The sequence below is a fragment of the Cupriavidus sp. SS-3 genome (assembly GCF_035818815.1).
GTDB classification, from domain to species: Bacteria; Pseudomonadota; Gammaproteobacteria; order Burkholderiales; family Burkholderiaceae; genus Cupriavidus; species Cupriavidus taiwanensis_C.
The window spans coordinates 112,650-125,858 of record NZ_JAYLVT010000011.1 but is presented as its reverse complement, the minus strand read 5'-3'; the positions used below and the strand labels follow the sequence as shown (position 1 = coordinate 125,858).

The window sequence follows — 13,209 nt, the reverse complement described above, 5'->3', positions numbered from 1 at the left end:
CCTAAAGTCCCACCCCCCAACAGCCGATAACGTCCACATACCACCCCGCCGCCCCTCACCGCGGCAGTCCCACCAATCCCGGACCAGAGCACCATGTCTCTCTTCAGTATTGGCCTCTCCGGCCTGAACACCGCGCAGAACGCGCTGACGACGACGGGCCACAACTTTGCCAATTCGGCAACCGAAGGCTACTCGCGCCAGAACACCATCGTCGCGTCCGCCGGCGGCCAGTACACCAGCCAGGGCTTCTACGGCTTCGGCTCGAACACCACCACGGTGATCCGCGTCTATGACGAGTTCCTGACCGGCCAGCTGCGCGGCGCCACCTCGGCCAGCGCGTCGCTGGCGATGTACTCGGACCAGATCAGCCAGATCGACAACCTGCTCGCCGACCAGAAGGGCGGCCTGGCGCCGCTGATGCAGAAGTTCTTTGCCGCGGTGCAGGCCGTGGCCGATACCCCGGCCGATCCGGCCGCGCGCCAGGGCATGCTGTCGGCGGGCCAGGCGCTGGTGGGACAGGTGCGCTCGGCCAGCAACTACTTCAAGCAGCTGCAGGCCGGCGTCAACGAACAGGTCGGCACCGCGGTCACGCAGGTCAACGCGTACACCAAGCAGATTGCCAACCTGAACCAGGAAATCACGCGCCTGAAAGCGGCCTCGGGCGGCCAGCCGCCCAACGACCTGCTCGACCAGCGAGACCAGGCCGTGGCCGAGCTGACCAAGCTGGTCGGCGCCAAGGTGGTGGTGCAGGACAGCGGCACCTACAACGTCTTCGTCGGCAACGGCCAGCCGCTGGTGATGGGCAACGACGCCTATGAACTGAAGGCCGTGGCCTCGGCCGCCAACCCCAACCGCACCGTGGTGGCCTACACGCTGCCCTCCGGCGCCGTGATCGAGAGCGAGCCGGGCGCGCTCACCGGCGGCTCGCTGGGTGGCCTGCTGCAGTTCCGTACGGAGACGCTGGATCCGGCGCAAAGCGCGATCGGCCGCCTGTCGCTGGCGATCGGCGCGAGCTTCAATGCGCAGCACCAGCTCGGCATCGACCTGAACGGCGCCGCCGGCACCGACATGTTCCGGCTTGGCGGCGCCACCACCATCCCCAACGCCAACAACACCGTCAAGACCACCGTCGCCACCGCCACCATCGACAATGCGTCGGCGCTGACCACCAGCGACTACAAGCTCCACTTCGACGGCACCAACTACACGCTGACGCGCCTGTCCGACAACCAGCAGGTGGTCACGCCCGTGCCCGCGGGCGGCGCCACCTACCCGCTGCAATTCAGCGCCGACGGCTTTACCGTCGAGATCAACGCGCCGATGGGCACCAACGATTCGTTCACGGTGCAACCCACCCGCAATGCCGCCACCGGCTTCGACATGGCGATCACCGATCCCGCCAAGATCGCCGCGGCATCGCCCGCCTACATCGAGGCAACTGCCGGCAACAAGGGCAACGCCACGGCGTCGCTGAGCAAGGTCGCGCCCGGATTCTCGCTGCCGGCCGGCAAGATCACCGCCGAGTTCGACGGCACCAATTACGTCTTCAAGGTCGGCGGCGTGGCCATGGCGCCGCAGCCGGTGGGCGTGCCCAACGGCAGCAATACCGACTTCACCCTCAACGGCCTGACCTTCAGCTTCGGCGGCACCCCCGCCGCGGGCGACAGCTTTACGCTGGGCAGCAATGCCGGCGCGGTCAAGGACAACGGCAACATGCTGGTGCTGGCCAAGCTGCAGAACGCCAAGACCATCGGCGGCGTGTCCAGCTTCAGCGAAGCCTACGCGCAGCTGGTCAACGATGTCGGCACGCGCGCCAAGTCGGTCAAGATCGCGTCGACCTCGCAGGACAGCATCACCACGCAGATCAAGACCGCGCAGCAATCGGTGTCGGGCGTCAACATGGACGAGGAAACCGTGTCGATGCTGCGCTTCCAGCAGCTGTACCAGGCCAACGCGCGCGTGATCCAGACCGCCGGCACGCTGTTCGACACCATCATCGGCATCGGCCGCTAAGCGCCGCGCCCCCCGCGTCAGAAGAGGTAACCCAATATGCGCGTTGCAAGCTCCACCCTGTACCAGCAAGGCCTGGCTTCGATGAACTACCAGCAGGGCGCGCTGATGCACATCCAGCAGCAGCTCGGCACCGGCCGCTCCATCCTGACCCCGTCGGACGATCCTGTCGGCGCCACCCGCGCCCTCGGCGTCAGCCAGGCACAGGCCGTCAACGGCCAGTACGCCACCTCCCGCAACCAGGCCAATATCGCGCTGGCCGCGGAAGAGAACGCGCTGCAGTCCGTCACCACCATCACGCAGAACATCCAGACCCTGCTGGTGCAGGCCGGCAACGGCACCATGAGCGATGCCGACCGCGGCTCGCTCGCGACCGCGCTGGAAGGCCTGTACAACCAGCTGCTGAGCCTGGCCAACTCCGACGACGGCAACGGCCAGTTCCTGTTCGGCGGCACCCGCTCGGGCAGCGCGCCGTTCACGCAGAGCGCGGGGGCCAGCACCTACATCGGCGACAACGGCCAGCAACTGCTGCAGGTCGACGTGGCGCGCCAGATGCCCGCCGGCAACACCGGCCGCGAAGTCTTCATGAGCGTGACCGGCGGCGCCGGCTATGTGGTCAAGGGCGACCCCGCCAACACCGGCACCGCCACCTTCGGCACGGTGTCCACCACCGACCCGAGCCACCCGCTGTTCGGCCATGCGCTGCAGATGTCGTTCACGGCCAACGCCACCGGCCAGATCGAATACACCATTACCGACACCTCGACCGGCGCCACCCCCGCACCGGTGGTGACCGGCCCGGTGGCCTACACCTCGCCGGCGCAGATCGAAGTCGCGGGCTTCAGCTTCAACGTCACCGGCACCCCCAAGGCCGGCGACACCCTGACCATGCAGCCCGCCAGCGAGGCCGGCACCGACATGTTCGCCAACCTGCAGACCGTGATCGACACGCTGCGCCAGCCCGCCGCTTCCGAGAACGACCGCGCCCACCTGGGCAACGTGCTGTCGACCGCCGTGCGCCAGTTCTCCAACTCGCTCGACAACGTGCTGACCGTGCGCGCTTCGGTGGGCTCGCGCATGAACGAGCTGGATGCGCTGGATGACGTGGGTGCCAACCGGGACCTGACGTATTCGCAGACGCTGTCGGGGCTGCAGGACCTGGATTACGCCAAGGCGATTACCGAGTATTACCAGCGGCAGATGGCGCTGCAGGGGGCGCAGCAGTCGTTCATGCAGATCCAGGGGATGAATCTGTTCAAGTATTTGTAAGGGGAGGGGCCGGTAACTAACGGCCTTTTGCGACCCTCACCGCAAACCGCTTCAGCGCACGCTCACCTCGAGCGATCCAGCTTCCGATACTGGTTGAAATGCCGAAGCGCGTTCTGGATGTGCCCCAGCTCCTGATGCAGGCGCGCGGCGTTGTAGTGCGCGTCGGCATCGCCCGGGGCAAGTTCGATGCTGCGCTCATAGGCAGCCAGGGCAGCCTGTGTCGCCCCGGTATCCTCCAGCGCGACGCCCAGGTTGAAGTGCAGCTCGGGCTCCTCCGGCAGCACGGCCAGCGCGGATTCATAGAGCAGGATGGCTTCGTCCAGCCGTTCCTGATCGGCCAGCATGCAGCCGAGGTTGAGATAGGCCTCCAGCATCGCCGGATAATGAACCACCGCGCGCCGGTAAGCCGCTTCGGCGCCGCGGGCATCTGTCGGTTCCAGCCTGAGGCCCTCGGCAAGCGCTTCGTCGGCAGCGGCGTAGGCTGAGGCTTCCCTGGTCAGGGCCATGACGCGGACACCGGCGTCGTCCTGTGTGCCGAAGTCCATCAGCCGCTGGCCCGTTTCCACAATCCAGTCGCCGTGGCGGTCCCGGGCCGACACCTTGCCGCTGCACGCCGAAATGCGTACCGCGGACAGGTGCCGGTCCGGCCTGAGCCGCTCGAGATGGCGCAGGGCGCGCAGGATGCGCGCGGGCCCGATATGCGCCCGGTGCAGGGAGTCGGCGGTGCGGATCAGCACGGCGTCCTGGAAGGAAAAGACGTGTTCGCCGCGCGGGCCGCGCGTGGGCTGCACCAGCCCGGCCGCGACCAGGCTGGCGATCAGCCGCCTGGACACGCCCAGGCGCGCCTCGAGGTCACGCGTACTGAGACCGCCGTTGCGCTTCACGCTGATTTCTTGGTGGTGCGTCGGATCGGCGTGGGCTCGGCCGCCGCGCCGCGCCGGGCAGACTTGCGGGCCGGTGGTGCGGCTGCGGCAGCCTTGCCCTTGGCGGGCGCGGTGCCCTTCTTCGACAGGCTGGCGCGCAGCGCGTCCATCAGGTCGATCACCTGTCCGCCGGCGCCGGCTTCCACCGGCTCGGGCGCGACGATATGCTTGCCGGCAATCTTTGCATCGATGGCGGCCAGGATCCTGGCCTTCTCCTCGTCCTTGTACTGGCTGGGGTCGTATTCTTCCTCGGAGGCCTGCTCGATCAGCTGGATCGCCAGCTTGAGCTCGGCCTCGGACACCGCCACCTCTTCGATATTCAGTTCGGCGATGTTGCGCACTTCATCCGCGAACAGCAGCTGCTGGAACACCAGCCCGCCTTCCACCGGGCGGATCTGGACCACGTGCGACTTGCCCTTGGAGGCCCATTTGGCGATGGCGCAGCGGCCGGTCCGCGACATGGCCTCGCGCAGCAGGCTGTAGGGCTTGCCGCCACGCTTGTCGGGGGCGATGAAATACGCCTTGTCGTAGTAGAGCGGATCGACGCTTTGCTCGGGTATGAACGCGACGATATCGACCATATGGCTGGCGCTTTCTTCCAGTGCCTTGAGCTCGTCGGGTGCGAACGTGACAAAGCGGCCTTTCTCGAACTCGTAGCCCTTGATCATGTCGGCACGCTCGACAACCTTCTGGGTCTGTTCGGAAATGTACTGCTGCCTCACGCGCGAGCCATCCTTGCTCAACAGGTTGAAGCGCACGGCGGAACTGCTTTCGGTGGCGGTATAGAGCTTGACCGGGATCGACACCAGGCCAAACGACAGCGACAGGGAAGCGAGCGATCGGGCAGCCATTGGATACTCCACATTGGGTTGCGCCTGGATTCAGCTTAAGCGTTCGATGGCCTCCGTCAAAGTCTGGCGTGTGTCCCAGTAAGACTGCCAGGGGTCCGCCAGCTGGAAGCTCAGGTACTCGCGCGCATCGCGGATGGTCCATTGCGCGCCGCTTTTCAGCCTGGAAAGTTGTTCCCACGACACCGGCATGGACACGCCCAGGCCAGGCCGCGCGCGTGCCGAGAACGCGGCGGCGGTGGTCTGCGAAAAGCCGTTGCGCAGGTAATCCACGAAGATGCGGCCCTTGCGGTTGGCGGCGCCGGAGCGGGCGGTAAAGCGCTGCGGCAGCGTGGTGGCCAGGTGCCTGACGGCCGCATGTGAAAACGCCTTCACTTCATCGTAGGTCCGCCGCGGTGCCAGCGGCACCACCACATGCAGGCCCTTGCCGCCGCTGGTCTTGAGCCAGCACTGCAGGCCCAGCTCGTCCAGCAGCGTGCGCACCAGCATGGCGGCTTCCTGCATGGTCTCCCACGCCACGCCTTCGCCGGGGTCCAGGTCGAAGATGACCCGGTCAGGATGATCGATATCGCGCGCGGTGGAATTCCAGGTGTGGAACTCCACCACGTTCATCTGGGCCGCCGCGACAATGGCTTCGGGCGAGTCGGCGGTCAGCAACGCCGCGTGGCCGGGCCACAGCGAAGCCGGCTGCTCGGTAAGGCCGGGCATTGCCGTCTCGGCATGCTTCTGGAAGAACGTGGGCGAGTCGATGCCCTCCGGCGCGCGCACCAGCGAGAGCGGGCGGTCCGCCAGGTGCGGCAGCATCACCGCGGCGACGCTCTCGTAGTAGCGCACCAGTTCCACCTTGGTGATGCCTCTGGACTGGTCGATCACCCGTTCCGGATTGGTGACCTTGATGGCGGCAACGCCATGCGGCGTGACCGCGGTCTGCACGGCTTCGCGCCGGATCGACTTGACGACATGGTCCGTGCGCAGCCCTTTGAATGACGCGTGGCGAACCTGTCCGTCCGGTGTCCACTCGGTGAACTCGACCTCCGCGACCAGCTTTGGTTTGACCCAGCGCACCACGGCAGGCCGCCGGCCGCCCCAGCGCCCGCTGCCGCGGGCCTCCGTCGAGAAAGGACTGTCCTTGACTTCCAGTGCCGCCAGGCGCTTGCGCAAATCCGTGGCGGTGGCACTGTCCCAGCCGGTGCCGACGCCGCCCGCATAAACCAGCGCCCCATCCGCGTAGACGCCCAGATACAGCCTGCCCACCTCGGCAGAGGCGCCTTCGCGGTCGGAGAAGCCGCCGATGACGAACTCCTGGCGCAGCTTGCATTTGGCCTTCAGCCAGCTCGGCGTCCGTGCCGAGACATAGGGGGAATCGGCGCGCTTGAAGATCAGCCCCTCCAGGCCGAGCCGGCATGCCGCCTGAAACATCTGCGCCGGCGGCGCGTCGAAGGCTTCGCTGAAGCGCACCCGCTCCGAGCGGTCGGCAACCAGCCCGGCCAGCTTCGCCCGGCGCTGCACCAGCGGCAGCTCGCGCAGGTCGCGGCCTTCCCAGTACGGCAGGTCGAAGGCGAAGTAGACGATCGCCTCGTGGCGATGCCCGTCGATGGCGTTCTGCAAGGCGTTGAAATCCGGCATGTCGTCGCGCAGCACCACGATCTCGCCATCCAGCCAACCCTGCGAGATATCGAGCTTCTCGATTTCCGCCGCCAGCGAGCTCAGCCTGCGCGTCCAGTCATGCCCGTTGCGGGTGAACAGCGTTGCCCGGGCATCGTCGATCCTTGCCAGGATCCGGTACCCGTCGAACTTGGTTTCGATGATCCAGCCGGCGCCGGAAGGGAGGGCGGGCGAGAGCGTGGCAAGCTGGGGCCGCAGCTTCGCCGGCAATGGCGCGCGCGGCGCGCGCCGGATGGCCTGGTCCGGATCCTCCTGGTCCGCGACGCCGGAGGCCTCGGGCAATGCACCGAGCGGCCTGGCGATGACGCTGTCCGGCAGCGCGGCGAGGACATCGAACTCTGCCAGCGGACGTGCCCAGGCGTCGCGCTTCTTGAAGAGTATCCATTGCTCGGACTTGTCGCCCGGTTTGGCGATGCGCACCAGTTCCCAGCGTCCCGTCAGCTTTTCGCCGTGCAGGTCAAAGACCAGCTTGCCGGCGGCCATGCCGTCATGCGGATCCCCCACCGGCGTCCAGGTGCCGCGGTCCCAGACGATCACGGACCCGGCTCCATATTGGTTCGGCGGGATCTCGCCTTCGAACCCGGCATAGTCGAGCGGGTGATCTTCGACATGGACGGCGATGCGCTTCTCGGCCGGGTCATAGCACGGTCCCTTGGGCACGGCCCAGCTGAGCAGCACGCCGCCGAGCTCGAGCCGGAAGTCATAGTGCAGGCGCCTGGCCCAGTGCTTCTGCACGACAAAGCGCAGGCACTGCGGACTTCTGCGATACCTCGTTTGTCCCGACGGCTCTGGAGTGATGCTGAAATCCCTTTTTTGCGCGTAGGGTTTGAGAACTGGCCTCTTGCTCAGCTTGGGCCTGCTTTTACCCTTTGACGTCTCTCGGGTCATTTCCGTAGGAGTTTCGCATACGAATTGCTCCGTCCGAGCCCTGCACTATCAGCTCGCTCGGGAGCTTCTTTGCCAGAGCTGTCCCGGCAACAATTGCTGCATCCTGGCTGTCGTAAGTCGGCCAAGCTTGTGTGCCACGCTTCACTTCGACTTTCGCTTTGTTCCCGCTCGATACCACGTGAATGTTCGGCAGGATTGCCACCTTTGCGGCTACATGCCTGCAGTCTAGTTCGCGACTTCTTCGTGCTGTATAAGGTCTGCGTCGGACAGCCCTAGTGAAATAGTCGAAGTCGCTGTGGACAACCGCGATAGGGAACAGCATCCGGCAGAATTGCTGCGATAGCGATTTGTCGTCCCCCGACGGACGTAAGCTGATCGCACGCAGCAAACATAGGACGCGAGATGCGTAGCAATACGCCAGCCCATCAAAAAAAGCGTGAATCAGGTCTGGATGAGATCCCCGGCAAGGACATACGGATCAACGGCGACAATGACGCCAAATGGACGACGACTGCGGGGTGACCGTCGTCGTCGGGGGGAGTCGATGCATTGCTGGACGGCGGATCGTCGCTGCCGCAGACCAGGTTCGAAAGCGCGGCGTCGTCGGGCGTGACGGGCGGTCTTGTGCGCGGTGTCTCTCTCTGGCGCGGAATCCGTGCCGCTATGACAAGCATGCAAGCGGGATGGCCAGCGCTTCAATAGCCGATCGCGAGTCCGTCGCGCCGGCCGTCAGAGCCGCCCATCAGCACGCCGCGCTGGCGATCGGTCCAGATCGCATGGCAGGTGCCGAGGGGATTTTCCGTTCGGGTGGGACGGTGACCGCGGCGACGTAGGCCTTCCCACACCCACGGGGGCACGGTTTGTTCCAGTTCGAGGCTATCGCCCCTGGCGAACATGCGGGGATGCTCGATCGCCTGCTGAACTGACATGCCATAGTCCAGGATGTTAGACAGCACCTGGAGTTGGCCGGCAGGCTGGAAGTGGCCCCCGGTACAGCCGAACGAGAGGACCGCCTCATCGTCCTTTGTCAGCAACGCCGGGATGATGGTGTGCATCGGACGCTTGCGGCCGGCAATCACGTTGGGATGGCCTGGCTCGAGCACGAAGCCGCATCCGCGGTTGTGCAGCAGTACACCGGACCCGGGGGCGACCAGGCCGCTGCCGAAGTCGTCGAACAGGGAGTTGATGAATGCCACCAAAGTGCCGTCGGCATCCGCAACGGAGATGAAGACCGTGTCCTTGTGCTCCGGCATGTCCGCGGGCAGGCGGTCGCCGATCCGGCGGTCAGGATTGACTTGCGCCAGCAGTCCGGCAATATGCTGGGCGGACAGCAGGCGGTCGATATCGACGGGGTGGAACGCGGGGTCGCACAGCATTGCATCGCGCTGGGCATAGGCCACGCGGGACACCTCTGCCTGCAAGTGAAAACGCTCCGCGCTCAACGGGTCTAGTTCGTGCAGTGGGAACTGGTTGAGCATCGATGCAATTTGCAGCGCGACGATGCCTTGGCCGCTCGGCGGGCATTCCCACAGTTGGTATCCGCGGTATTCCGCCGAGATGGGCGTCACATACTCCGGTTGGTAGTCGGCAAAATCGTCGAGCGACATGGCACTGCCCCGGCTCCTCAATGCGGCAACGATGTCTTCGGCGATCCAGCCTTCGTAGAATGCATCGGCACCCTCAGCGGCAATCGCTCGCAAGGCCTTGCCAAGTCGGGGGTTGGACCGCCGGTCCCCGACCCGCGGTGCACTGCCGTCTGCCAGGAACACTGCCTTGGCTTCCGGGGTGGCCGACATCTTTGCCGTCTGTCGCCCCCAGTCGCGCGCGAGACGCTCCGTCACGTTGTAACCGGACTCGGCCGCGGCAATGGCCGGTAGCAGCAGCGACGCGAAGCTGCGGGTGCCGTAGTCGGCCAGCAACCGCTCCCACGCGCGGATCGACCCGGGAACGGTGACGGCATGCACGCTCTCCGCGGGGATGGCGCTCATGCCGGCGTCTCGCAGCGCTTCGACGCGTATTGCCTTGGGCGCCCAGCCCGCGCCGTTCAGGGCGACGGGCGGCTGCCCCGGCTTCTTCAGCAGTACGAAGCAATCCCCACCGATACCAGTCTGCGTCGGCTCGACGACCGCAAGCATGGCAGCGATGGCAATGGCCGCATCGATGGCATTGCCGCCCGAGCGCAGCACGTCCAGGCCGGCAAGCGCGGCCTGTGGATTGGAGGTGGCCACCATGCCCTGGGAGCCAAGAGCCACCGAGCGGCCCGGAACTTCAAATTCACGCATTTCTGATTTCCTTTGGAAAAGCACGGAGTGCCGCATGCCGGCTAGCCCAGCGGCGGGGGCACCAACTTGACGTTCAATGGCTGAACTTCGCGATCATCGTTCCAATACCGCTGACCAGGCATACGATGCCGACCGCAGCGATCAGCAGGTTCATCGGGCGCCCCTGATAGCGGTGCAAGGAAGGGACCTTGCGGAATGCATAAAGCGGCAGGAAATACACCACGAAGACGCTGACGGGAACCAGGGCGACCTTGATCAGGTTGAGCACATCCAGGTTGGCGATAGCGCATGCCGTGGTCACGGCATAAACGAACAGCGCTATCAGGCGCGTGAATGCCGGACTGCGCAGCGTAGCTTCGGACGTGCCAAAGAGGCTTCGGCTGAAGCTCTTTGCGCTTTCTTCCGTTGCAAGATAGTGAGCCAGAAAGGACTTGATCACTGCGGCGAACACGATGGCTTGCGAGGCTATGGCCATCGCCGGAGTGTCGAACTTGCGTGCGAGGAACGACAGGATGGTGAGGTTGCTCGCCTTCGCCTCGGACAGTTCTGCCGGGGAAAGGGCGAAGATGGTGCTCCACGAGAAGAACAGCACGGTCGACACCGCAAGCATGACTGCCACCAGCATGACCTGCTTGACCTTGTGCGGCGCCTCGACACCATAGGTGCGTCGCTGGGCGACCACAAAGCTGGACACGATGGAAGTAAAGCTGAAGGCAAAAACCACGAGCGGCAGTCCCTTCCATGTTTCCGTGGCCAATCCGGACACGCCGCCGAAGTGGGTTGCTGTCTCCAGCATCGAGGCGTTCCAGTGTGGTGCAGCCATGATGCCGAACAGGATTAGGCAGAGAATGAAGGGCAGGACGATATAGCCCATAATCCTCACCACGGTAGTCGTGCCGTAGCGCACCATCATCATCAGCACGAAGGTACTGATGGGCGCGACATACCAGCGCGACATGCCGCCGAGGTGCAGTTGCGTACAAGCGAAATCAATAATCGTATTGGTGAGCGTGATCGTGTAGATTGTCATGCCCGGGAAGACCGCCGAAAAATACAAGGCCGTCAGTGCCTTGCTCCAACCGTCCCCAAGATGTTCCTGCGTGGCGTCCAGGATGTTGCCGTCGCGTCCGCCGCGTGTCGTGCCGGACAGCACGAAGCGTCCCAAGGCAAGGTAGGGGAAGAAGGTGACCGGCAGTGCCAGGACCGACAGAATGATCATGGGCCAAAAACCTGTCATCCCTAGGCTGACGGGCCAGAACAGCGTGCCACCTCCTACCGCGTTGCCGTAGATGCCCAACACCCACAGCGTGTCGTGGCGTGTCCATCCGCGACCAGTGGTGAGCTGGCCGGTGGTTGTTCTGAATTCCATCACATCGATTTCGGAAGAGTTCAGGATGCAAAGGGCACGTCTGGCCCTTCATGCGCCGGCAGCGTCTGCCGGAATGCCATTGAATTGGCGTAGGGAGGGGGATCGGGAAGAGGCATGTCTCCGGTGTCGTTATATTGGATGTGCTAATGAATGTTGCGCGGAAAAGCCATCGGTTTTCCGTTCGCAAGTCGCGTTGCCGATGCGATCGAGCACGGTCGGCTCACTCAAGTGAATGCTAGCTGGCGCCGGGCGCAAACGTGCCGCGAAGTGGCGGTAGAAAATGCAACGACATCCCGAATCGGGACAGCCGTTCGCAACAAGCCCGAGCCTGCGCGGGCTCGGGCGAAGGCGCTGGCGAATGCCTGCCGCATTCGGACATTCCTGGACGGCCACGGGTCCGGAAACTAATCAGCCGAGAACCCGCTGGCCTTGATCGGGCCTTCCCAGCTCGCCGCGGTAGTGGCCTGCAGTCTGGCGAGTTCCGACGGCGTGGAAAACGCTGGCGACATGGCGAACTGCTTGATACGCGCTTGCAACTCATGCGACCGCATCGCCTCCTCAAGTGCCTTGTTCAGACGCTTTACCTTGTCGGCCGGCAGGCCAGCCGGCGCATACAGTGCCACGTACGCATCAGCGGCGACATTGATACCCGCTTCACGTAGCGTTGGGACGTTGGGAAGAAAAGGGCTGCGGCTCTCACCGGTTGTGGCGAGGATCCGTACCTTGCCGGACTTGGACATTTCCATCGGTTCATAGATCGTATCGATGATCATGGGAATCTGTCCCCCGGCCAGGTCCACAAGCGCGGGGGCGCCGCCTTTGTAAGGCACGTGCTGAAGCTGCATCCCGTTAGCGGTGCCGATCATCCCGCCAAGGAAGTGGCTGATGTTGCCCGGCCCGGACGTGCCATAGGAAGCCTCGGATGGATGAGCTTTCGCCCACACCAGGACTTCCTTGATCCCGCCGGGAGGCGCCTTCGGTCCTGCCGCGACGCACAGTTCGTACGTCGTCACCCGTCCAACCGGTGTGAAGTCCTTCACCGCATCGAATTCGAGCTTCTTGAAGGCGTGCGGAAAGATCGTGAACGGTGCGCTGTTTGCGAGCACCAGGGTCTGGCCATCGGGCGGCGAGCGCTTGAGTTCGGCAAGTGCCAGGCGCTGGTTGGCGCCTGGCTTGTTTTCTACGATGACCGGCTGCTTCAGTGTCACGCGGAGACTTTCGGCGAGCGCACGGCCGACGGAGTCGATGGCGCCTCCTGCCGAGAAGCCGACCAGAAGGCGCACCGGCGTTGGGTTCTGCTGGGCGAGCGATACGCCGGCAGACAGCGAAAGCAAGGTGGCTAGGGTGATCGATCGGATCATGATTGTCGTCCTCCATGGGTGGGTAAGCCTGGTAATTCTTATTGTTTCAGGCAACGCTCGGTGGCCTTGCGGTGGCACCCGCTCGGCAGATCGCTACGGATACGCCGGTCGAAGCGGCTGGTGCGCTGCCATGACTATGGGTCCGATCCATGGTAGGTTTTGCCCGTCGCAAAAGCGGCGCGTTCTCCCCCGTCAAAAGGAAACAATGATGCGAATTGGTAGTGGGGAAGTGCCGCGCGCGATAGGTGCGGCGGAGCGGTGCCTCGTGCCTGCAAGCTGCATGGGACGTGGTGGGAACACCGTGGCGGGTAACGGCGGGGTGGCGGTGTGGACGTCCACATATTGAACGGCTAGGTTCGTGAAACGCCCGAAAGTCGAACTGCGACCTCTGGACCTGCGGCTTGCGGTCGACGCGCTGCAGACGCTCAAGGGGCTCGCCAGATCCTTCGCTGTCTGGGCCTGGCGCGACATTCGGCTGCGAGGCATCCGCTACGACCTCCCTGAGGTGCCGCAGACCGTCGGGCCCGCGGCGCGCTGCCTGCACGTTGGCAAGGAATGGGACGATATCGCAGCGCTGGCGGAATGGTCGGGCCT

At 64.7% G+C, this 13,209-nt stretch carries 9 protein-coding genes; 2 read left to right on the top strand and 7 right to left on the bottom strand.

Going from position 1 to position 13,209, the window contains the following annotated elements; translation table 11 throughout:
- The first annotated feature begins 93 nt into the window (after window positions 1–93).
- Window positions 94–2,013: a flagellar hook-associated protein FlgK gene (gene flgK, locus U9J39_RS18195; protein WP_326347700.1), complete on the top strand. Its 1,920-nt coding sequence runs from the start codon at window positions 94–96 to the stop codon at window positions 2,011–2,013.
- 36 nt (window positions 2,014–2,049) lie between these two features.
- Window positions 2,050–3,279, top strand: a complete 1,230-nt coding sequence (gene flgL / locus U9J39_RS18190) for a flagellar hook-associated protein FlgL (protein ID WP_326347699.1) — start codon at window positions 2,050–2,052, stop codon at window positions 3,277–3,279.
- Window positions 3,280–3,341: 62 nt separating this feature from the next.
- Here the strand turns inward: flgL and U9J39_RS18185 are convergent, their stop codons facing one another.
- The 7 genes from U9J39_RS18185 to U9J39_RS18155 all read right to left on the bottom strand — a co-directional run bounded on the left by U9J39_RS18185 (window position 3,342) and on the right by U9J39_RS18155 (window position 12,615).
- On the bottom strand, window positions 3,342–4,163 hold the full coding sequence (locus tag U9J39_RS18185; RefSeq protein WP_115712067.1) for a tetratricopeptide repeat protein: 822 nt from the start codon (window positions 4,161–4,163) through the stop codon (window positions 3,342–3,344).
- Window positions 4,160–5,053: a non-homologous end joining protein Ku gene (gene ku, locus U9J39_RS18180; protein ID WP_115712069.1), complete on the bottom strand. Its 894-nt coding sequence runs from the start codon at window positions 5,051–5,053 to the stop codon at window positions 4,160–4,162. The genes U9J39_RS18185 and ku overlap by 4 nt, the downstream gene beginning before the upstream one ends.
- Before the next feature lie 30 nt (window positions 5,054–5,083).
- Window positions 5,084–7,603, bottom strand: a complete 2,520-nt coding sequence (gene ligD, locus U9J39_RS18175; protein ID WP_326347698.1) for a DNA ligase D — start codon at window positions 7,601–7,603, stop codon at window positions 5,084–5,086.
- Complete coding sequence (locus U9J39_RS18170) at window positions 7,578–7,925, bottom strand: DUF2188 domain-containing protein (RefSeq protein ID WP_326347697.1); 348 nt, start codon at window positions 7,923–7,925, stop codon at window positions 7,578–7,580. Before U9J39_RS18170 ends, ligD begins: the two co-directional genes overlap by 26 nt.
- 373 nt (window positions 7,926–8,298) lie before the next feature.
- On the bottom strand, window positions 8,299–9,885 hold the full coding sequence (gene ggt, locus U9J39_RS18165) for a gamma-glutamyltransferase (protein WP_326347696.1): 1,587 nt from the start codon (window positions 9,883–9,885) through the stop codon (window positions 8,299–8,301).
- A gap of 73 nt (window positions 9,886–9,958) precedes the next feature.
- Window positions 9,959–11,254, bottom strand: coding sequence for a hypothetical protein (locus tag U9J39_RS18160; protein ID WP_240987721.1), 1,296 nt, complete (start codon window positions 11,252–11,254; stop codon window positions 9,959–9,961).
- Between the two features lie 404 nt (window positions 11,255–11,658).
- Window positions 11,659–12,615, bottom strand: coding sequence for a Bug family tripartite tricarboxylate transporter substrate binding protein (locus U9J39_RS18155; RefSeq protein ID WP_326347695.1), 957 nt, complete (start codon window positions 12,613–12,615; stop codon window positions 11,659–11,661).
- Window positions 12,616–13,209: the final 594 nt, after the last annotated feature.